The organism is Caballeronia sp. LjRoot34 (assembly GCF_964253815.1).
Classification (GTDB): domain Bacteria; phylum Pseudomonadota; class Gammaproteobacteria; order Burkholderiales; family Burkholderiaceae; genus Caballeronia.
The window spans coordinates 469,403-490,906 of record NZ_CAXUSB020000003.1; the positions used below are offsets into that span (position 1 = coordinate 469,403).

A 21,504-nucleotide genomic window follows, 5' to 3' on the forward strand; every position below is an offset into this window, starting at 1 on the left:
GCCAGGCGTCACGAATCCGTGCGCTCGCGCAGGTGCTGCTTGAGCTTGCCCAGCTTCTGGTGCATGCGCGCCTTGTCAGCAAGCGGCAATCCGCCGAACAATTCGACGACCCATTGTTCATGCGCACGCGCCATGCGGTCGAACGATTCGCGGCCATGGGCAGTGAGTCGCACGGCAAACGAACGGCGGTCGTTCGGATCGGTATCGCGTACAACAAAACCTTCCTTCTCCAACTGGTCGGTCAGACCCGTCACGTTGCCGCCGGTGACCATCAGCCGTCGTGAAAGCTCATTCATCTTCAGGCCTTCGGGATGTCGCTCAAGTTGCGCCATCAGGTCGAAGCGCGGCAACGTGGTGTCGAATTCGGCACGCAGGCGACGGCGCAGCTCGGCCTGCACAAGATTTGTGGTGGTCAGCATGCGCAGCCACAAGCGCAGTCCCATGTGGCTGTCTACGCCCGTGCTCATCTCAAGGTCGACAACGTTACCGGCGGCCTTGGCCTTCTCGGGCGCGGCAGTTTTAACCGTGCGGGCGGCGGGCTTGTTCACATTACTTCTCCACCTGAAATTGAAATGGTCTGGCCTGTGATCGATCGCGACTCCGGCAGGCACAGCCATAACGCCGAACTGGCGACTTCGTCCGGTGTCACGAAGCGACGTTGTGGATTGGATCGCAGCAGTGCTTCGCGTGCCTCTTCTTCGCTACGTCCGGTCTGCGCGACGATCTTTTCGATCGACTGTTCGAGCAGCCCGGTTTCGGTATAACCGGGGCAGACAGCGTTGACTGTGATGCCACGCGTGGCAACTTCTAGCGCAAGTGAGCGTGTCATGCCGATCACGCCATGCTTGGCCGCGCAATACGCGGCAACGTACGCATAACCTACCTGACCCGCGGTGCTGGCTACGTTGACAATGCGCCCGCTGCGGCGCTCGAGCATTCCTGGCAGGACCTCTTGCGTGCAGAGAAACACGCCCGTCAGATTCACGTCGAGCATGCGCTGCCACAGCGCCAGATCAGTCTTGGCAAACGGCGCGGCTTCGGCCTGGCCCGCGTTGTTCACGAGGATGTCGATAAAACCATGCTCGCGCGCAGCAGCAAACGCTGTAGCGACCGAATCGGCGGACGTGACGTCGACGCTCTGCACATGCACGACTCCGGCTTCGCTCAGGACTTCAGCCTGATACGCGAGCCGCGCCGCATCCCGGCCCATCAGCGTGACCTGCGCGCCGGCTGTTACGAGCGCGTGCGCAATGGCAGCGCCAATACCGCTCCCACCGCCTGTGACGACTGCGTGCTGGCTGTCGAGTGCATAAGTGCCCGTGTTCATGCTTCGCCCTCCGCACGCTGCGCGCGCTCACGTTCATAGCCGCGTTCGAGCTGCGACTTCGCGGCGTAATACTGCCTCGGCCAGGTGATATCGACGTAACCAAGCTTCGCGGCCTGATCGAGCGTCCAAGAAGGATTGGCAAGATGCGGACGCGCGACGGCGCAGAGGTCGGCGCGGCCCGCTGCAATGATGCTGTTCACGTGATCTGCTTCCGAGATCGCCCCGACCGCGATGGTCGCAATGCCTGCTTCGTTGCGCACGCGATCCGAGAAAGGTGTCTGGAACATCCGGCCATAGACCGGTTTCTCTTCCTTGCTCACCTGTCCCGACGATACGTCGATCATGTCCGCGCCTGCTTCCTTGAATGCTCGCGCGATCAGCACGGCGTCGTCGGGCGTGATGCCGCCATCCACCCAGTCGTGCGCCGAGATGCGCACGGAAATGGGCTTGTCTTTGGGCCACGCTGCACGGATCGCATTGAATACTTCGATCGGAAAACGCAAACGGTTCGCGGACGAACCGCCGTATTCATCGGCGCGTTGATTCGTGAGCGGGGAGAGGAAACCGGACAGCAGATAACCGTGCGCGCAGTGAAGTTCTAGCCAATCGAAACCGGCGTCTACGGCAAGCTCGGTCGACCGCACGAACTGCGCCTTGATCTCGTGCAGGTCGTCGGCGGTTGCTGCGCGCGACCATTGACTGATGCCTTTCAGATACTGCTGCCGCGACGCCGACACGATTGGCCAGTTGCCCTCTTCAAGCGGCTTGTCTATCCCTTCCCAACTCACGCGCGTCGATGCCTTCGCGCCAGCATGACCCAACTGGATGCCGATCTTCGCATCGCTCTCACGATGCACGAAGTCGACAATGCGATGCCACGCGTCGCGCTGCGTGTCGTTGTACAGACCAGGACATCCCGGCGTGATGCGACCTTCGGGGGAAACGCAGGTCATCTCCGTCATCACCAGTGCAGCGCCGCCCATGGCGCGGGCGCCGAGATGCATCAGATGGTAGTCCCCCGCAATGCCATCGACAGCCGAATACTGGGCCATGGGAGAAACCACCACGCGGTTCTTCAGCGTCACGCCCCGCACGGTGAAGGGTGTAAACATCGGCGGGACGGAGCGCTTGCTGCCGCTGCCTATATCAAGCCCCGAACGCTTTGCGATCCAGTTTTCAAACTCGGCAAGATACGCGGCGTCGCGTGAACGCAGGTTTTCATGGGAGATGCGCTGCGAGCGCGTGAGCAGGGAATAAGCGAATTGCTCCGGCTCGAAGGACGCGTACCGGTCCACGTTTTCGAACCACTCCGTGGAGTTGCGCGCGGCGTTCTGGATGCGCAGGACATCAACGCTGCGTACTTCCGTGTAGTGATCAAGGGCGGCCGGCAGATCGCCCGGATGCGCCGCGATGCTATTCGTCAGTTCGATCGCATCTTCAAGCGCGAGCTTGGTGCCAGAGCCAATCGAGAAGTGCGCCGTGTGCGCGGCATCGCCCATCAGCACAATCGGCGTCACGCTGCCATCGCTATTCGCGCGGTCATGCACCCACGTTTCGTTCACAATGCGCGGAAACCGGATCCACTGCGAGGAGCCGCGCAAATGGTGTGCGTTGGACTTGAGCGCATGACCGTCGAGATACCTGGCGAAGAGCCGCTCGCAAAATGCGATGCCGTCCTCCTTGCTCATTTCATCCAGGCCGGCTGCACGCCAGACCCGCTCAGGCGCCTCCACGATAAACGTGGACATGTGGTCGTCGAAACGATACGCATGCGCCTGAAACCAGCCGAACTCGGTCTTCTCGAACGCGAATGTGAAGGCATCGAACAGCTTGTCCGTGCCAAGCCAGACGAAGCGGCAGTCGCGCAGATCGATGTCAGGCTTATAGGTGGCCGCGTACTTCGTGCGCACAACGCTGTTGGCGCCGTCGCACGCAATGATGAGGTCGGCTTCATACGTCTCGTCACTCGCGACCTGTGTTTCAAACACCAGCTTTACGCCAAGTTCCTCCGCCCGCTCCTGAAGAATGTTCAACAGGCGCTTGCGGCCAATGCCGCAGAAACCGTGTCCGGACGAGCGCTGAGTGCGGCCGTTGATATGGATGTCGATGTCGTCCCAGTGGTTGAACGCATCGAGAATGGCGGCCGCGCTCTCCTCGTCCGCACGACGCAGGTTGCCGAGCGTCTGGTCGGAGAACACCACGCCCCAGCCGAAGGTGTCGTAGGGGCGATTGCGCTCCACTACCGTCACGTCGTGAGCGGGATTTTGCTTCTTCATCAGCAAGCCAAAGTACAGACCCGCGGGGCCGCCACCAATACAAACGATGCGCATAGTGCGCTCCAGGCTGAAGAGTCAGTTTTAATTTAAGCCTCGATAGTTTAGGTGTCAAGTAAATTCATAAAAGAAGCCACTCATTCTCCCGACGATTTGATCGTAAAAACTAAAAGTGTCGGCGGAAAATAAGAAGGGTCAAACGTCTTCGCAATGGGGATGGTCGGATTGGCGCCGTCCGCGGCACGGCTGCCAACCCACGTAATGGATCAGCATCGCATCCTGTAGCTTCACGGCGGCTTCCGTCGCGCCGGACGACCGAGGCGCGCAAACGAACGTTCTTGGGAAAATCGAATACCAGGAAACCTACGCCACGATGGAATTTCAAGGACTCGTTGACTTTCATATGGATTATGATAATAATCCATATGAAATAGGATCACGGAGCGCGAAAGGCCGTGACGAATCCGGGGTCGCAACTACCCACCGTCACGATGTTCCGAATCATTGCAGACCCCGCCGCTTCATTACCGGTCCTGCAGGACTCAAGCAACACCTCGATGAGATCATTCGACTCACAAAGTGCATATGCACTTTACGACATACCAAAGTGAATTTCTGACCACGGTAAATCGAATATCGGTGTTAACAATCCCCTGTACGTGTGACCCGTGCGCGTACCCTTAATTGGAGAATTAACCATGCAGCAACGTAAATACCTCATCACCGGCGCCACCGGTAAAACGGGCGTCCACACCATTCGTCATCTTCTCAAGGACGGACATGCGGTTCGGGCTCTTGTGCATCAGGAAGACGAGCGGAGCACAACGCTGCGGGATGAAGGCGCCGAGGTCATCGTCGGTGATCTTCTCGAGCATGACGACGTTTTGCGCGCGATGGACGGCGTGACAGGTGCGTACTTGTGCTATCCCGTGCATCCGGGCTACATCCAGGCGACCGCGTATTTTGCGGACGCTGCGCAGCGCGCAGGTGTCGAAATTGTCGTCGAAATGTCGCAAATTTCCGCCCGGCGAGATTCGGAGAGTCACGCTGCGCGCGATCATTGGATCGCGGAACGTGTACTCGACTGGTCTGGCGTGCCAACTGTCCACATCCGCCCGACGTTCTTCTCCGAATGGCTGGTTTTTCCGTGGGTGCGCGATCAGATCGTGCAGGAAGGCAAGATCACGCTGCCGTACGGTACCGGACGCCATGCCCCCATCGCTGCCGAGGATCAGGCTCGCCTGATCGCCATCGTCCTCACACAACCGTCCAGCCATATCGGGAAGACCTATCCGCTGTTCGGGCCGGTCGAGCTTAGCCAACAAGAGATTGCCGATGAGGTCGGCAAGGTACTCGGCCGCAAGATCACCTACAGTCCGTCGACCATCGAACAATATCGCGAGCATTTGAAGAAATACGCTCTGCCGGAATTTTTGATCCAGCACTTCCTCGCGATCGCCATCGATTACCAGAACGGAATTTTTGCCGGCGTGGACGGTGTCATCGGCGAGATCACCGGACAAGCCCCCCAAACCGTTGGCGACTTCGTGAAGGCACACCGTCATATATTCGAGCAGTAAGTTTTGTCACGTATGTAGAAAGGCCGTGGCGCAAATAGCGATCGCCGAATTGTCAGTTCGAGCAGCGCGCCAAGCAAGCGAGACGCCTGCCAACCCTCCTTGTCCGACACCACTCCCATGGAAATCCATGAGGACACGCCTGTAGGCGATTTCCGTCGCGCGATTGCGCTTCATGGCGAAAAGATTCTCATCGGTGATCCGGTCAAGATGGCGCAAGCAATGATTGCTTCCTGCGAACTCAAGCCGGCTCCACGGAGACTGGTACTGGGAAGCGATGCGTATCAGCATATTGAGGCTTCGCTGGTCGAACGTCTTGCACTTCTGCGTTGACAAAAGGAGCTCGCTTTCTCGACGGATCTGAATTCGTAAAGCGATGATATCTGTCCACCAGCACGTGGAACGGGCCAGTCTCCGCTCTGATTGATCTGAGACCGGATGAAGGAGTTGAACAGCCGAGCGTCCATGTCGCCCTTCTTTGGATCTTCAGGATTCACGCCGCAGTTCTTCCATGCGTCATCAGGCGTCGACGCATGGAACCGCGGCAGATAGCGCGTGCCCCTTGCCGACTGCCACCACTTCGACACAGCATGGAGGCATCGGGCGTGGCTCTATCCGGCAGATTGAGTACATCGCTTGCGAAGAAGGAAACCTGAACTGAGCAATTGAACGTCAATTTTTCAGGGCTGGCACCCACATCAACGGCCGTCGGACTGCCGATGACACGCTCGATATGAGCCTTTTGGTTCCGCTACCTTCCTCGCGCCCGACTGTAAGCAACATCGTCGTAAGACGAATCATCAGTAGGCTCGCGATGAGATTTAGCGCAAGTACCGAATACAAGCTGCCGGGGCCGAACATGTTGCACCCGGATCAAAGGAAAAATAGGCTAAATACTATCGCTGTGCAACCTCAAGTCATTTGGACGCAGGCGGCTCCGCCCCGCAGTCACGAACTCGCCTGCACAACCAGGCACTCGCTGCGGTTTGATTCAAGCCCCGCTAATCTTAACGTCCGTTGAACCGGCGTTTCGACTATCCACCACCGTGGATAATGTTTCCAGAATACCGCGTTTATTTTGTTTCAACGCGCGCCTACACTTCGTTCGGCCTCGCGATATATGCCCGGACGCGATGCATGCTAGCGCTGAATATCTGACTCACCGCGTATATACATCATTCAAATGAGTGACCATGTAATTCGGCATCCTCATCTTTATGAAATCCGGCTTCGTGCCGCTGAGAGTCGAGGCATGCAAGTCAAGCTGGCTCTCATCTCCTTGAGTCGAGCGTTGCGCAATCGGCGTTGCCGCAATGGACGCGGCTCCTGTTCGGTCATCGCCTCACCGTCCAAAAACTTTTTTGCCGACAGACCCATTTAAAAGGTGGTTTTAATGAAGATCCATGACATCACAGGTTTCCCCAACCCGGCTCGCATTCGCATCGTGTTAGCGGAAAAGGGAATGGACTCCCAGGTGGAGTTTGTTCGCGTGAAACTCTACGATGCAGAGCATCAAAAAGGTCCGTTCCGCGAGAAGAATCCGACCTCGACAGTTCCCGTTCTTGAGCTCGACGACGGCACGTTTATCGGCGAGTGTATTGCAATCACAGAGTATCTCGACAACCTCGACGGGAACCCGATCCTCACCGGACGCACGCCTCGGGAAAAAGCGGTGATCCACATGATGCAAAAGCGCGCGGACCATCAGTTGATCGATGGCATAGGGGTATTTTTTCACCACTCGACGCCGGGACTCGGCAAAGCCAACGAAGCCTTCAAGAGTGCAGACTGGGCTTTCCGCAAACAATGGGGCGACAAACACGGGGAACGGGCGATAGCGGGAATGAAATATTTTGACAGCGTCCTGCAAACTCAACCCTACGTCGCAGGCGATCAGTTTTCCGTCGCGGATATCACTGTTTGGGCCGCCTTGATGCACGGGGATTACGCAGGATTGACGGTTCCGGCGGACCATACCGCCCTGGTGGAGTGGCGAGCCAGGTTGGACGAGCGTCCAGGCATCAAAAACCGTAGCGGCAAGGATCTCCTTGCCGAAGATCTTCCACGCCTCGAACCACTGCTGGCTTATCTTAATGCCAAAGCCGCCGCATCGTCCGCGAGCTGATGCGGCGGCTCAAAGCATAGAGACGAACCTGCCAGGGTGTCGCGGTGGCGCCAGTAGTTCTAAACAACCAAGGTGAACGCGTCGCCTTTTCAAGTATGCTAGTCAAAATCTAGCTGGTTCCTGCCCGGTTGACCGGACATTCAGGTCATCTGTAACCCGGGCGGGCAATACTCACAGCATGTTTGACGGTCAAGCTGTGGATATTCCTGCTCGCGCCGAGAGTGAAACAGAGGGCAACCTTCGTCGGAGGATACCGTTGAACAACTTGATGGCGATTCGGGTCTTCGCGAGGGTAGTCGAGACAGGCGGATTCACAAAAGCGGCGGACTCGCTAGGGATTCCTCTGGCAACCGCAAGCAAAATGATTCAGGAGCTTGAAGCGGAATTGCGAATCAAGCTCCTGCGGCGGACAACGCGCATTGTCGCAGTGACGCCAGAAGGCGCTCACTATTACGACAGTACGCTGCCTATCATCCAGGCGCTGGACGAAATCAACAATTCGTTTGCGGTGGAAAATGCTAACCCCGCGGGAAAGATCAGGATCGGGATAAGCGCCTCACTAGCAAGCAGCTTTGTTATACCGGCCCTCCCCCGGTTCCATGAGAAGTATCCAAACGTTGAAGTAGATCTATGCGTTCGCGACAGCTTGACCGACATGATTCAGGATGGCATTGACTGCGCCATTCGAGGCGGCCCGATGCACGACGAATCGCTCGTGGCACGAGAAGTTGGCCGCGCGAGCTGGACGACGTGCGCTTCACCTGAATATGTGAAGCGCCACGGGACACCCTCCAATATCGAAGATCTTGAGCAAAACCATACGCTCGTGCGATACGTCTCACCACGAACGGGGCGCATCGTACCATCACCGTTCGGCACAGGCGCTGAGGCGACTGAAGTACAACCCAACGCATTTTTAAGTGTGAATGAGGGCAATGCCCATCTTGCGGCCGGTCTGGCTGGAGTCGGTGTCATTCACATCTTTTCTTTCAAGGTTCGGCCCTACATAGCAACGGGCCAACTGGTCCCATTCCTCGAAAGGTGGCAACCGCCACCCTATCCATATCACGTCGTGTATCCACGCAACCGCCACCTTAGTCAGCGTCTGCGGATTTTCATAGACTGGCTCGTCGAGATGTTCGACGAATTGGACTAATGCCAATGCCGCACTCGTATCACGATAGGTGAGAGGCAACAAACAATGAAAGCAGTCGCACTAATGCGTTATCTGGCGATCTCTGATCCCGAATCGCTGATCGATGTCGAGCTCGAAAAACCAGATGCCGACGGTCACGACCTGCTCGTCAAGATCGAGGCTATTGGCATAAACCCGATTGATACAAAGGTTCGCTCTCCCAAGGATCAGGTTGAGAAGACGCCGCGAGTGCTCGGCTGGGACGCATCTGGCGTAGTAGAAGCGGTAGGCTCGAAAGTAACGCTGTTTCGCCCGGGCGATGCTGTGTTTTATGCAGGTAGCATCACACGTCAGGGTGCAAACAGCGAATACCATCTGGTCGATGAGCGCATCGTCGGCAAGAAGCCGAAATCCCTGGATTTTTCAATGGCAGCGGCACTCCCGCTAACTTCAATCACAGCCTGGGAGGCGCTGTTCTCGCGGCTGGGAGTGTCCACAAGCGGAGGGGACTCCGGCAAATCAGTGCTGGTGATAGGGGGCGCCGGCGGAGTCGGTTCGATCGCTATTCAGCTCGCTAAGAAAGTCGCGTGGTTAGAGGTAATCGCAACAGCCTCGCGGCCGGAATCGGCCAACTGGGTAAAAAAACTCGGCGCGGATCACGTGATCAATCACTTCGGTGACATGCTGGCGCAATTGGCAGCGCTCGGCATAGACGCGGTTGATTACGTGCTTATTCTGAACAGCATCGACAGGCATTTTTCTACCGCTGCCAATATCATCAAACCGCAGGGCGCCATTTGCTCGATTGTCGAAAACGAGCGGCCGCTTCCAGTTGAATTGCTTAAGGCGAAAAGCGTTTCGTTCCATTGGGAATCGATGTTTACGCGCTCGTCCTTTTGCACATCGGACATGATAGCGCAGCACGTCATCCTTTCGACGATTGCTGACCTGGTTGATGCGACAGCGATCGGAACGACCTTGGGGTGCAATCTCGGGTTGATCAACGCTAAAAATGTGAGAGAAGCGCACCGTCTTCTCGAGAAAGGACGGGTAATCGGGAAGCTCACACTGGCAGGTTTCTAGAAAGGAAACCCGCGGCACGGCCGTAGCGCGGCGCCCTCTTTTAATGATTCGTACTCCGATTATTACCTGTGGCTTGGGCGAAGGTTCGTTGTGCACTCGGAGAAGGAAGTTCTACCGACGCGGGTGATCCATCTGACCTGAGACACGTGTCCTTCTTCCGGGAAGAAACGCGGCCGCGTTCTCATGTGTCTTTACGGGTGAGAGAACGGGCGATGCAAATCTGGACCGCCGTCACAATGGACAAGACCCCAGCTGCAAGCAGGGGAAGTGAAGATACATGCACGCCTGCGGCTATTGCTGATCCACCCAACGCGGCGCCGACGGCGCTTCCCAGGTAATGCGCAGAACTGTGCAGGGCGACCGCAGCGTTCCCCTGCCGCGGTCGCAGCGTCAATAACCTGTGTTGCTGCGGTGCCTGAGATCCCCATGCAGCCACGCCCCAAATGAAAAAACAAATCACCGCGAGCGGAGGATATTTCACCGTCCAATACAGCAGGATGATCGCAACAGACATCGAAGCAAGCATTGCTACCATTACCCATTCCGGGCGTCCGCTTCTGTCGATCACAACACCTGAGAAATAAGTGCCTATCAACCCGCCCAGACTCCATGACCACAGATAAGGCAACAAGCCAGCGGAGGGAGCGTCTACATGAAAGATCGCGGAGACATAGGTGTATAAACCGATCGATCCGACTGCAGTAAGGAATGAAACAAGTACTGTTCCCGCGACCTTGCGGTCCACGAGAACGGAAATACGTTGTTTTAACGTCGGAGGTGGCGCAACGGGCACAGTCGGCAAGCACACAGCTACACCGATCAGGGCGATAACACCCAGCAGAGCAATCAGCCAAAGCGCGCCGCGCCATCCGGCATATTGAGCGAGCAGCAAGCCGGATGGAACGCCGATGGCCGTGCCCATTGCCAATCCGCCAATCACCAGCCCGATAGCACGCCCTCGACGTTCCGGCGTCACGAGTGCTGCCGCAGCACTTACCGCCAATGGCGTAAAAAGCCCGGCACCCATGCCCGCCACCGCGCGTGTTATCAGCAACGCGGAGAAGCTGCCGGCGAGCGCACTGCACGCGTTGGCCGTAGCGAATATTACCAAGGCAACCGCAAGTACCCGACGCACAGGTTGGCCTGCTGTCAAAGCGCCAAACACCGGCGCTGACAGCGCGTAGCAGACTGTGAAGACACTCACAGTCTGCCCCGCGCCCGACGGCGTCACCGCAAAAGTTTCTGCTATACCTGGCAGAAGGCCCGCCATGATGTAGGCGTCCACGCCGAGGGCGAAGGCACCGAGACTAAGAAACAGTATCCGGAACATAGATGTCAATAGTGAAGCAGACAGACAAAAGGGAAAAACCGACTCTCGGTATGTACTCGAGCCGCTGTCGCTTCAAAAAAATGGCCTCGAAGTATGCAATGGAATCGACAACACCGGACGTCCAGGTGGTCGCTTCGAAGACATGCTGACTGCGAAACGCAAATATCAGAATACTGAAACAACGAATATGGTTCGAACCGGAATAGATCATCAATCGCGCATTTTTTTTATACCTTAAGTTGTACGAATTTATAGAATGGCAGACGATATCTCGCTCCCGCTCGTGGGTCATGGATACACGGTCAGCACAACACTACCCGCCTCCGGTCTGCAAAGCCGGGTATATCGTGGATCCTATCTCCACTCTTCTTCGATAGTTATCTATCGATAGGTATACAATGTCGCCTATGCTCACCGATGTTCACCGATGTTCACCGATGTCAATGATTATCGTGCGCGTCGTCGTCGCGACTTTCGGCAACGTTTATTGCCTGGCAGGCTTATCAAGGCATTGCGGAAACGATCACGGTTGCCGCATCGAACTGAGCGCACGCGTCACTCGACCCGCCAGCCGAGTCGGAGTTGCCAGTCCTTAGTGGCGCTCAGTTTCCACAACCACGGTTTGATCGACAACGACGCCGACTTTGCCCAAGGGGCGTTGGCCGTTCTTCATATTCGTTAATTCGACATTGATCTCGGCGACGGTGCTATTGATGACCTTGCTAACATGGGGCACGACCGTTCCCCCGACCGCCCACTCCATTGATGCGTTTAACGATTTCCTAAACATTGACTTAACCTCAAGGGTCAGCATGGTCGGTTCAGAGAAATACCGAAGCAGGTTCACATTGATATGGCGTGCGTTTCGTCGAGAGAGCATGGCGTCGACAGGACTTTCGGTTACAGTTGTACGGCTGGTTTTTCCCGGACCTACACCAAGCACCGTCCAAACTCCTCCCTTGCGAACCATATCTGCGGTACTGACATAGCTCGTTTCGCTATAGGTAGCGTCGAAAACAAGATCGACACCTCTCCCATTTGTAAGCTCAGCAATCTCCGCGCTTATGTCGTCCGTCTTGTAGTTGAAGACATGATGCGCTCCCATTGCTTTTGCGAGTTTGAGCGACTCCTTCGTGCTGCCACTGCTGATAACCCGTCCAGCCCCCATAGTTCGCGCCGCCATCTGCACGGCCAGATGCCCGACTCCACCCGCTCCTCCGGGGATATAGACGGTGTCGCCTGCCCGAACATTTCCGCAGAGGGCCGAAAACGCAGATATGAAGCAGACCGGCAATACCCCTGCACTGACGAAAGATAGTGTTTTCGGCTTTTTGACTGTAAGGAAATCACGCGCCAGGGCAAAACCTCCATGGCCGCCGACAGCCCATCCGCCATCACCACTCGAGTCGGCCATGGCAACCACCTCATCACCCACTGCGAAGTCCACGACAAGCGCCCCTTTCGCGACTACGATGCCTGCAATATCAAATCCCAATACCACGGGCGGTGTACGCTGAAAGAAATTTAATGCAGCGAGCTTGTAGTCGAGCGGGTTTAGTGAAGACGAAACTACGTGAATGAGAACCTGGTCCCCGGAAGGCTTGGGAACCGGAACATCAAATGACTCCATGGGAAACCCGTCGTGAGCTTTTGTGTAACCTATACCTGTGAAGCTCGACGGCAGCTCCACTTCTTCTGACAAGACATCACTTGACGTCATGGCGTGACTCCTTGAACTAGAATGTTTTCGCTAGCGTGACGGTCACTGCGCCATTACCGCCCATAACCCGTTGAGCCTTGAGCCAATACGAGCCAGGGACAGTTTTGTCCGGCGTGCCTGCACGGTGGGTATTCTTTTGCTTTGCTCAAGCTAGCGTTAACAAAGCACTTCGGTCAAATGGCGATAAACTTTCCAAGCGGTTGTCGCGGACCTTTTGCAACCAGAGTGGATCGACTAGCAACGCCCTCCCAACGGCAACAAGATCAAATTCTCCCATGGCCATGCGACGCTCAACATCAGCCAGGGACGCGGCCGTGGCTCGATCCGGACCGCCGCGTAACGCGCCTATTACGTCTCCCCCTTCAAGCCCGACTGATCCGACCGTGATTGACGGCAAGCCAGTAATTTCTCTGGTCCAACCGGCAAGGCTTAAATCCGATCCGGAAAATGCCGGGTCCCAAAATCGGCGCGCTGAGCCGTGGAAGATATCTATGCCAGCATCCGCCAGTGGTGTGAGAATCGCTTCAAGTTCCTTTGGATTACTAGCAACTTTTGCATCGTAGTCCTGAAGCTTCCATTGCGAAATTCGCAAAGAAATGACGTAGCCCGGACCGACAGACGCAAGGACCGCCTTAACGATCTCGCTTGCAAACCTCGTGCGCCCTTGCGCTGTTCCACCATATCGATCCGTGCGGCGGTTGCTCTCGCTCCATAGGAATTGATCAATCAGGTAACCATGCGCTGCGTGAATTTCGACCCCATCGAAGCCTATTTGCCGCGCTGTAGCCGCAGCCCGGCCGAACGATTCGACAGTGTCCGCGATAGCTTCGTCCGACATCGCGTCAATATGCTCCGTTGTAGCGCTCGGACCTTCTGAACGGGCGTTGGGATTGGGGCCGCTCCCCATCGGTCTTAACGAGCCCGCGTGCCATAATTGAACGAAGATTTTTCCGCCCGCTGCGTGGACTTCGGAGACGACGTTTTTCCAGCCAGCAATGCTGACCGGATCGTGTATGTTGGGAATGTTAGAGTCAAAAGAGGCGGCTTGCCGGTCGACGGTCGTGCCCTCTGTGATGATAAGTCCGACTCCACCCTCAGCGCGACGGCGATAGTAAGCCGCGACGTCGGGTCCAGGAACACCTTGGGGACTTTTTTTTCGCGTCATCGGCGCCATCACTATCCGGTTTTCGAGTGATAGTGTCTTGCAGGACCATGGTTTCAGGAGATGCGGGATCATTTTTTCGATATGAGGGTAAGTCGGGCTGGCCGAAAGCACCACTGCGATTCCCCAAAAAAATTGGAGCGCGAGCCCTCATAATAGGACTGCCCCTGAGAAATGATTCAGCAACTTTCTGCCGATATCACATTGTCAAATCGCACATAGTTGATTGAAAAAATCATCGCCCGAACCAAAGGAATCCGATGGACCGGCTGTTTTCGATGAAGGTGTTTACGCGTGTGGTGGAGATGTCAAGCTTCGCTCGAGCCGCGGAGAGCTTGCAAGTGACGGCGGGGGTTGCGTCCAGGATGGTGCAGGCGCTCGAATCTCATCTCCGCGTCAAGCTGCTGAATCGAACAACGCGTAACGTAAGCGCCACAGACGAAGGAATGGCGTATTACGAGCGTTGTATTCGAGTACTCAGTGAAGTGGAAGACATGGACGCCGCCGCGTCGGACGCGCGCCGCACGCCACAAGGCCGATTGAAGATAAGCTTGCCCGCTTCGTTGGCAAAAGGGGTTTTGATTCCAGCGCTGCCCTCTTTTTTCGAGCAATTTCCTGACATTGACATCGAACTGTTGATGTCCGATCGACGCGTGGACCTCGTCGAGGAAGCCGTTGATTGCGCAATCCGCGTCGGTCCCCTGCAAGACTTATTGCTGGTTGCCAAGCATATTGGTGAAGTCTCCAGAATTACGTGCGCATCACCCGCCTATATCGAGAAATTCGGCGAGCCGAAAACACCGAAAGAACTCGGCAACCACATTGTTGTGAACTACGTCTGGAACAACGGGGCCCGCCTCCGCGAGTGGGATTTCATGGTAGACGAAACGTTGGAGTCAGTCACCGTCCGCGGGAAAATCGCTGTTAACGACGCTGATGCATATCTTGCATGCGGCATAGCAGGTCTCGGCATTGTCAGCGGATCCGACTATACGCTTTTGCCGTTCATTCGCAGCGGTGCACTGAAGGAAATACTCTCCGGGTTTCGCGCCCCCACTCGTACAGTCAGCTTGATCTATCAACAGAACCGTCATTTACCAAGCAAGCTGCGCGTATTTATTGAATGGTTTACTGATGCTTTTAACGCATCGCGGTGAGTCAGCCCGTTGATCATGGTCCCGGTCGAGAACATCGCACGATCACGTCATAGGCGCCCTGAAGCATCCAGGACGCATGGTACGCCGGCTGCACCGTCCCTTGCGCCTCGCTCAATCCGATTGCTCAACGCCACTCGCTTCGTGAGACAACGATCAAGCGGGATTGCCCCCGGCTTGACACGAACGTCTTGCACGAATTGCGCTTGATACCCGTGTATGCCATCGCTACGATTCCCCTTTGTTTGCGCTCCTTGCAGTCGTCGAGGTAATAGCAATTTCTTAGGGAATTCAGAGTGTCCAAGCTCATGCGTGTTTTTTGGGGGGCCGCGACCCTGTCAGGCTTCTTGCTTACCAGTCCCGCGCGGGCGGCACATGAGGTTTCGACGCAGTACACAATGATGATTGACAGCCAAGACTCCGTCTCAATACGAGATCTCTACAAAACACTCATTGATAAAGAGAATCACCATGATCTCCACGCGGTGAGCGATCTTTTATGGGATTCCCCATCTACTCTTTTTGTTGCAAAGACGGCCACGCAAGCCGAGGGCGGATGGGCCGGCTTTTGGAGCAAGGACACCGTAGTCTTACATTTCGGTGAGTTATTCAGAGGCGCCTTTCGTATAGATCCCGACTACGCTTCGGAGAAAATAGTTGCTCTGTCCAAGGACGTGGCACAGACATACGTGCCAGTTCAGATCACAGTCGGATACGCCGGCCAAACTCCGGTACCAAAGCCGTTTCTGATGGTTCTGGAGTGGGTCAGGACACCTGATGGATGGCGAATGGCAACCGACATCGCTTTGCCAATCCCTCCCGCAGCCAAGCCGTAGGCGAAACTCCCTTCATCTGCCTATCGGAGAACCGTTATTAAAGCCGTCGTTATTCACTCGTATGGAACGCCAGATGTACTCAGCGTTGAAGAAGTGCCTGTGCCTGTCCCTGCACCCAATCAAATCTTGATCCGGGTAGAGGCCGTTAGTGTCAACTATGCAGACATAGTGCGCCGTCGAAACAATCCCTATCCTGTGCCCACGCCCCTGCCGGCAATTCTCGGAGGCGAAGTGGCTGGCTTCGTGGAAGCACTGGGATCTGAAGTACGCGATCTGGCAATCGGAGACCGCGTTTTTGCTTTACTTGGAGGCGGCGGAAAAGGAGGTTACGCTCAATTCTCGGTAGCTGATCGAGCTCAAGTCATGCCCCTTCCGTCGAGCTTCGATCTCGACATTGCCTGTACGCTGGTAGTCGCGGGCGTCACCGCTTACCAAGTCCTCAAGGAAGCAGCTCAATTGCAGCCGGGTGAAAGTGTCTTTATACCTGGCGTCCTTGGCGGAGTCGGATCATATGCACTCCAATTGGCCAGGATCTTTGGCGCCTCTAATGTGATTGCAGGTGCGAGCTCGGCGGAACGACGTGAGCTACTGATGAAGCGCGGCGCGAGTCATACGGTTGACTACACCGTAGACGATTGGGCCGAACAGGTAAAGCAGGTCACTAGTGGTAAAGGCGCGGACGTTGTACTGGACATGGCCGGAGGTAAGGCATTCCAGCAAAGCTTATCCGCACTGGCGCCGTTCGGACGCCTGGTCATCTATGGCAGCGCGAGTCGCGAACCAGCGACGCTGGCTCCGCGAGCGCTGCTCACTCAGAATCAAACGGTCACTGGATATTATGTGGGACAGTGGTTTGCCGCACGCCCCCGACAATCAATCGACGCATTCAACGCCCTGATAGAACTGGTTGTTTCCGGCAAGCTCAATGTGCAGTTGGCCAGTCGCCTGCCATTGAGTGGGGCCGCCGAAGCTCACAGAACCATGGAGGCGAGACGTTCGACGGGCAAAATTGTGTTAAAGCCCTGGATAGACTCTTGATCTTGCGGGCGCCTGTGCCTTTCACCAGACTTCATATCAACTCCCGTATCGGGCAACAGAAACAAAGGCAAATATGCGAACTGTTCTAGTCACCGCAGCAGGAGGAAATGCCGGCCGTAATATAGTCGAGTCCTTGCTGAACAAAGGATTCAATGTCGTTGCAACGGCGCGCGATCCAAAAAATCTGAAGCTTTCCAGGGATGTCGAGACGCGGGCTTATGATGCTAACAACACCACGACAGATTTTGATACTCTCTTCAAAGACATTAACGATGTCGTCCTCATTGGTCCGCCCCTGGACGGAGAAGTACACAAAAAACTCGGGGCGATTATTGACGCCGCAGCAGATCGTGACGTCGGCCATCTTGCCTACATGTCCGGAAATTATCTCGCGGCATTCTCCGGGCAAAGTCTGGTAGACCTGCCGATACGAAAGGTCGAGCTTCAAATCGTTAGTTCAGGCCTGAAGCATACCTTCGTACGAGCTGGCTTCTTCATGGACAATTTCGTCACCGGTTTTAATGCTCCGATGGTAGAGCGTGGCAACATCACACTGGCGGTTGGAGACGCCAAGTCGTCGTTTGTCGCGGCCGCGGACGTTGGAGAATTCGTTGCAGAGGCGTTGGTACAGGGACTAACCGGGGAATACCTTGTCACGGGCCCCGAAGCCCTCGACCACTGGGAAGTCGCTCGCCTTCTCACAGAAAAGATGGGACGCACGATTTCTTACACGCCCATCAGCGAGGAAGAGCTTACCGCTGCATATAAATCGCGTGGCCTCGCACCGGAAACTGTCGAATACGGTTTGACTCTCTACCGGGCGTTTCGCAACTACGCGACGGCGGCGGTGACTGACACTGTGAAGCAGATCCTCGGACGAGATCCCATCAGCTTCAGGCAATTCCTGAAGCTGATTTGACGTTCATTTAGGGCCTGCGGATCAATTCGGCGTGGATCTCGGAAGAACTTTGCCCATTCCTGCGTTCTGACAGAGTGCACGACGGGCACAGCGCTAGCCCTGGTTTCAGACGTGACGAAGGAAACCAGGCTATGGCGGAGTGAAGTCGGTTTAAAGCCGCGGCTGCGAACGTGTTGGGCAGCGTGCTGACGCGGATCGTGTCACTCCATGAATGCCACGGATGAGAGGTCATCGAGACGAGCCCGCATGTGCAATGGGGGCTCAACCAGCAGCGCGGCTTGTGTTCAAAATGAAAACGGTCATTGTGAAGGGGAAAATCAGATCGGCTTATGCTCGCGATTGAACTCCCAATAATCCGCAGATCGCCCACACGTCCGGCTAACGGCTCGATGAACGCACGCCCTTCTTCTTCGATTTCGCCGCGCCCAACTGATCGTTGCCGTCCATAGCGATCGCGTCCAGCACCTCGCGATTCGCTTCAAGCAGTTCGTCGGAGAACGATATATCGTCGACCATGCGAGACAGGATCAACCCGCCCAGCATCGCGGAGAATCCGGAAATGGCAGTGCGGCGGCGTCCCTCAGCGTCTTCTCCAGGCGCCAGCTCAGCAATCACCTCGATCATCCGCCTGAGGCTCTCGGTCATTTCATGGCGCACTGCGGGCGCCTGACGAACCGCCTCACTCGCTAGCGCCGCGAAGGTGCATCCGCCAGCACGATGCTGTCGATGGTATGCACTCAAATACCCCGCGCAATAGTCTTCAAACGTATCGGCTTTGACCTCTTCCTGGCGCTTCAAGGAGAACGCGCTAGCCTCGGCGATCAGTTCGTCCTTGGAACCGAAGTAACCATAGAAGCCGCCGTGCGTGAACCCGGCGTCTTTCATGACGTCGACGATAGTAACGGCATCGAATCCACGCTCACTGAAAAGCCGGCTGGCAGCTTCAAGAATGTTAAGGCGGTTCTTCGCCACCTGCTCACGACTGACCTTCATGCGACGCCTCCGAAAACGCCAATATACATGTTGACTAACCTGATTAGTTAGAACATTATCATGTTGACCAACATGAATAAATGACATCGAGGCCAAATCGATATCAACGACGACCATCGCCAAGAGCACCATTTCATCGCTTTACAGTTGCTGGGCGATGCGCAGCCTTCACCTTCATCGCTCGGCAGAATCGAGCCAACCAACACAGAAACGGAGCGACATCATGGGAAAACTGGACGGCAAGATCGCGCTGGTCACTGGCGGGACAAGTGGAATTGGATTGGCAACGGCCAAGCTTTTTGTAGCAGAGGGCGCACACGTCTATGTCACGGGCCGGCGACAGGAGAAACTAGACGAAACGGTGAAAGAAATTGGTGCCGGCGTTACCGCCGTACAAGGCGACGTCGCGATCCTGAGCGATCTTGACCGGCTCTTCGTCCAGATCAAGCAGGAAACCGGCCGACTCGACATCGTGTTCGCCAATGCAGGCGCAGCGGAGTTCGCACCGTTCGGTCAGGTTGATGAAGCGCACTACGACCGCATGTTCGACGGGAACGTCAAGGGACTGTTTTTTAGCGTGCAAAAGGCGCTACCGCTAATGCCTGATGGCAGCACCATTGTCTTGACCAGTTCGATTGTGGGAAGCAAAGGGCTGGCGGCGAACACAGCCTACGCAGCTACAAAAGCGGCCATCCGTTCATTTGCCCGGACCTGGGCGACCGACCTCAAGGATCGCAAGATACGCGTCAATGCAGTGAGTCCGGGTCCTATTGATACAGCCGGACTGCGGGAGCTTCTGGGCGATAGCCCCGAAGGCCAGCAGCGCAAGGACAGCTTCGCACAAATAGTGCCTCTCGGGCGTCTCGGTTCCCCCGAGGAAATCGCGAAAGCGGTGCTGTTTCTCGCTTCAACCGACAGCAGCTATGTCACCGGGACAGAGTTGTTTGTCGATGGAGGAATGGCTCAGGTTTGAACATTCCCCGGGGCGGAATGGACGCATCACGCGCGCAGCGCCGCCTACCTCCTCAACGCTTCCGCCTTTAGTCAAACCAACAGCCTTATCGACCCGGGCATCTTCGCGCGGTTCGTCTCCGCGCATCTAACAGAAATGAGCAGATCGTCACTCACATCATAGATAGGACTCCAACATGAAAGACTTCCTGATCACGGGCGCAACGGGTCAGCTTGGACATGGAATTGTCAAACAACTGCTGAAACGTGTGCCGGAAAAGTCAATCGCAGTACTCGTGCGCGATCCATCGGCCGCGGGCACGCTTGCGTCATATGGCGTCGAGATTCGACAGGGAGACTATCAAGACCTGGCGTCGCTCGAATCCGCTTTCAAGGGCGTCGACAAGCTGATGTTCGTCTCCACCACAGCCTTCTCGGATGCGATCACTCAACATCGTAACGTTGTCGATGCGGCTGAAAGCGCAGGCGTGCGCCATATCCATTACACCGGTGTGCAACGTCCTGAACACTCGGAATTTGTGATGTCGCAGGTGACGGAGTGGGAACAGGTGACCGAAAAAGCGCTGGCCGCGTCCAGCATGGCGGTGACATTGCTACGCAACTCTTTGTACCTCGACGCACTCCCGCTTATGTTGGGCGATGACGTATTCGTGAACGGCGTTCGCGCACCCGCGGGATCTGCGCTCGCCGCGCTCGCCGCCCGCGCCGAGTTGGCCGAAGCTGCAGCAGTCGTGCTGGCGGGAACCGGTCACGAGGGCCGCACCTATACGCTCGGCGGCAGCGAAGCCGTGTCAATGGGCGACATCGCGGCGATCGTGTCGACTATCGCGGGAAAAAGCCTGCCGTATGCCGACGTCACGCCTGCCGCATTCATTGCCGCACGCACTGCAGCGGGTATGCCTGATTTCGTTGCCGCCTTTCTTTCCGAATGGTTTACCGCCGTTGCCGCCGGGGAGTTTGCCGAGATAACAGGAGACCTTGAGCGTCTGATTGGCAGAAAGCCCCTGACAGCCGCGCAATTCCTCCCAAGCGTACTCACTCCTGTCAACCAATCACGCGCTTAGACGATCGTAGGAACCGGCTTGAATAACCGCTTGCCGGGCGTGAACTTTAGCTGCGTGAATAAGCGAGGTTAAGGGAGCATCAAGGGAACAGTCCAGCCGCCCGGTATGCCGTCACTGCGCGGTCGAACATTGCGATGTCACCCCGCCCTCTCGCGACAAGTTGAGCGCCTTCGATAGCGGCGAAGATCGCAAGCGCCTGATGTTGAATTGCATCCTTTCCTGCTTTCGACTTTCGAAGCGAGAGGATTTCAGTCAACCATTTGACGTTGACGTTAGTGAATCGGTCGACCTCTGCTCGCACCTCTGCGGGCAAGTCGTCGTACTCGGCGGACATGAGTCCAACCAGGCACATCCGATTGTCATTGAGCAACGCCGAGCGAAAGATGCCCGTGTAACCGGTCATGCATTTGTGAGCATCTTTGGAACTGGCCAGCAATTTTTCGAGTGCAGCACTTCCGTCGTCTGTATAGCGTTGCGCCAGGGCAGCGCCAAGATCGCCTTTGGTGGGAAAGTGGTGATGGATGCTCGCGCTGGACACGCCTACTTCTTTTCCGATTTCACGAAAGCTTAGTGCGTTGTAGCCGTGCGCCTGCACCATGAGCCGCGCCACACTCATGATTCGTTCTTTGGTGTCTGGAGTGGTCATCAAAAGCCTTCGTCTACCAATAGCAGTGCTGTTTAGAAGCAAGTTTTATCGAGTATATTCCTATCGATAGATAAGCACAATCGTGCTGCTTATCTATCGATCGATAGTTCTTGACACGGTGATCTTAGCGTCGCATGCTTCGCCCCACGC

19 protein-coding genes are annotated in these 21,504 nt (G+C 56.1%); 11 read left to right on the plus strand and 8 right to left on the minus strand.

From position 1 onward, the window contains the following. Positions 1 to 8: 8 nt before the first annotated feature. From ACSQ36_RS33095 to ACSQ36_RS33105, 3 genes are read right to left on the minus strand one after another with little or no spacing between them, the layout of a single operon-like run. Positions 9 to 548 (minus strand): MarR family winged helix-turn-helix transcriptional regulator, encoded by a 540-nt coding sequence (locus tag ACSQ36_RS33095; RefSeq protein ID WP_436185315.1) that lies wholly within the window; start codon positions 546 to 548, stop codon positions 9 to 11. Beyond that, positions 545 to 1,327, minus strand: coding sequence for an SDR family NAD(P)-dependent oxidoreductase (locus tag ACSQ36_RS33100; protein ID WP_436185316.1), 783 nt, complete (start codon positions 1,325 to 1,327; stop codon positions 545 to 547). The genes ACSQ36_RS33095 and ACSQ36_RS33100 overlap by 4 nt, the downstream gene beginning before the upstream one ends. Then, the gene (locus ACSQ36_RS33105; RefSeq protein WP_436185317.1) at positions 1,324 to 3,657 is read right to left on the minus strand and encodes a bifunctional salicylyl-CoA 5-hydroxylase/oxidoreductase; all 2,334 of its coding nucleotides are present in this window, start codon (positions 3,655 to 3,657) and stop codon (positions 1,324 to 1,326) included. Before ACSQ36_RS33105 ends, ACSQ36_RS33100 begins: the two co-directional genes overlap by 4 nt. 641 nt (positions 3,658 to 4,298) lie before the next feature. Here ACSQ36_RS33105 and ACSQ36_RS33110 point away from each other — a divergent pair. From ACSQ36_RS33110 to ACSQ36_RS33130, 5 genes are all read left to right on the plus strand, one after another. Continuing rightward, complete coding sequence (locus ACSQ36_RS33110; RefSeq protein ID WP_436185318.1) at positions 4,299 to 5,180, plus strand: NmrA family NAD(P)-binding protein; 882 nt, start codon at positions 4,299 to 4,301, stop codon at positions 5,178 to 5,180. 117 nt (positions 5,181 to 5,297) lie between these two features. Then, positions 5,298 to 5,510, plus strand: a complete 213-nt coding sequence (locus tag ACSQ36_RS33115; RefSeq protein ID WP_436185319.1) for a hypothetical protein — start codon at positions 5,298 to 5,300, stop codon at positions 5,508 to 5,510. 1,060 nt (positions 5,511 to 6,570) lie between these two features. After that, positions 6,571 to 7,302, plus strand: coding sequence for a glutathione S-transferase family protein (locus ACSQ36_RS33120; RefSeq protein ID WP_213764964.1), 732 nt, complete (start codon positions 6,571 to 6,573; stop codon positions 7,300 to 7,302). A gap of 256 nt (positions 7,303 to 7,558) precedes the next feature. Beyond that, on the plus strand, positions 7,559 to 8,458 hold the full coding sequence (locus tag ACSQ36_RS33125; protein ID WP_213764963.1) for a LysR family transcriptional regulator: 900 nt from the start codon (positions 7,559 to 7,561) through the stop codon (positions 8,456 to 8,458). A 45-nt stretch (positions 8,459 to 8,503) separates the two neighbouring features. Continuing rightward, positions 8,504 to 9,520 (plus strand): zinc-binding alcohol dehydrogenase family protein, encoded by a 1,017-nt coding sequence (locus ACSQ36_RS33130; RefSeq protein WP_436185320.1) that lies wholly within the window; start codon positions 8,504 to 8,506, stop codon positions 9,518 to 9,520. Positions 9,521 to 9,701: 181 nt separating this feature from the next. Here the strand turns inward: ACSQ36_RS33130 and ACSQ36_RS33135 are convergent, their stop codons facing one another. The 3 genes from ACSQ36_RS33135 to ACSQ36_RS33145 form a co-directional block, all read right to left on the minus strand. Continuing rightward, complete coding sequence (locus ACSQ36_RS33135) at positions 9,702 to 10,850, minus strand: MFS transporter (RefSeq protein ID WP_436185321.1); 1,149 nt, start codon at positions 10,848 to 10,850, stop codon at positions 9,702 to 9,704. Positions 10,851 to 11,442: 592 nt separating this feature from the next. Further along, on the minus strand, positions 11,443 to 12,570 hold the full coding sequence (locus ACSQ36_RS33140; protein ID WP_436185322.1) for a quinone oxidoreductase family protein: 1,128 nt from the start codon (positions 12,568 to 12,570) through the stop codon (positions 11,443 to 11,445). A 145-nt stretch (positions 12,571 to 12,715) separates the two neighbouring features. After that, positions 12,716 to 13,807 carry an NADH:flavin oxidoreductase gene (locus ACSQ36_RS33145; protein WP_436185323.1) on the minus strand — a complete coding sequence of 364 codons (1,092 nt, stop codon included), beginning with the start codon at positions 13,805 to 13,807 and terminating at the stop codon, positions 12,716 to 12,718. A gap of 185 nt (positions 13,808 to 13,992) precedes the next feature. Between ACSQ36_RS33145 and ACSQ36_RS33150 the strand changes: the two genes are divergently transcribed. The 4 genes from ACSQ36_RS33150 to ACSQ36_RS33165 all read left to right on the plus strand — a co-directional run bounded on the left by ACSQ36_RS33150 (position 13,993) and on the right by ACSQ36_RS33165 (position 17,679). After that, complete coding sequence (locus ACSQ36_RS33150) at positions 13,993 to 14,889, plus strand: LysR family transcriptional regulator (RefSeq protein WP_213764961.1); 897 nt, start codon at positions 13,993 to 13,995, stop codon at positions 14,887 to 14,889. A 395-nt stretch (positions 14,890 to 15,284) separates the two neighbouring features. Beyond that, positions 15,285 to 15,722 carry a hypothetical protein gene (locus tag ACSQ36_RS33155; RefSeq protein WP_436185324.1) on the plus strand — a complete coding sequence of 146 codons (438 nt, stop codon included), beginning with the start codon at positions 15,285 to 15,287 and terminating at the stop codon, positions 15,720 to 15,722. Positions 15,723 to 15,821: 99 nt separating this feature from the next. Further along, positions 15,822 to 16,760 (plus strand): quinone oxidoreductase family protein, encoded by a 939-nt coding sequence (locus ACSQ36_RS33160; protein WP_436185325.1) that lies wholly within the window; start codon positions 15,822 to 15,824, stop codon positions 16,758 to 16,760. Between the two features lie 73 nt (positions 16,761 to 16,833). After that, positions 16,834 to 17,679, plus strand: coding sequence for an NmrA family NAD(P)-binding protein (locus ACSQ36_RS33165; protein ID WP_436185326.1), 846 nt, complete (start codon positions 16,834 to 16,836; stop codon positions 17,677 to 17,679). 378 nt (positions 17,680 to 18,057) lie between these two features. Here ACSQ36_RS33165 and ACSQ36_RS33170 read toward each other — a convergent pair whose 3' ends face one another. Continuing rightward, entirely contained in the window at positions 18,058 to 18,789 is a 732-nt protein-coding gene (locus ACSQ36_RS33170) for a TetR/AcrR family transcriptional regulator (RefSeq protein ID WP_436186439.1), read from the minus strand. Between the two features lie 106 nt (positions 18,790 to 18,895). Between ACSQ36_RS33170 and ACSQ36_RS33175 the strand changes: the two genes are divergently transcribed. Both ACSQ36_RS33175 and ACSQ36_RS33180 read left to right on the plus strand, forming a co-directional pair. Next, positions 18,896 to 19,645, plus strand: a complete 750-nt coding sequence (locus tag ACSQ36_RS33175; RefSeq protein ID WP_436185327.1) for an SDR family NAD(P)-dependent oxidoreductase — start codon at positions 18,896 to 18,898, stop codon at positions 19,643 to 19,645. Between the two features lie 175 nt (positions 19,646 to 19,820). Continuing rightward, the gene (locus tag ACSQ36_RS33180; RefSeq protein ID WP_436185328.1) at positions 19,821 to 20,708 is read left to right on the plus strand and encodes an NmrA family NAD(P)-binding protein; all 888 of its coding nucleotides are present in this window, start codon (positions 19,821 to 19,823) and stop codon (positions 20,706 to 20,708) included. A 79-nt stretch (positions 20,709 to 20,787) separates the two neighbouring features. On the opposite strand, the gene ACSQ36_RS33185 is transcribed toward ACSQ36_RS33180, so the two are convergent. Further along, positions 20,788 to 21,396, minus strand: a complete 609-nt coding sequence (locus ACSQ36_RS33185) for a TetR/AcrR family transcriptional regulator (protein ID WP_436185329.1) — start codon at positions 21,394 to 21,396, stop codon at positions 20,788 to 20,790. Positions 21,397 to 21,504 lie beyond the last annotated feature (108 nt).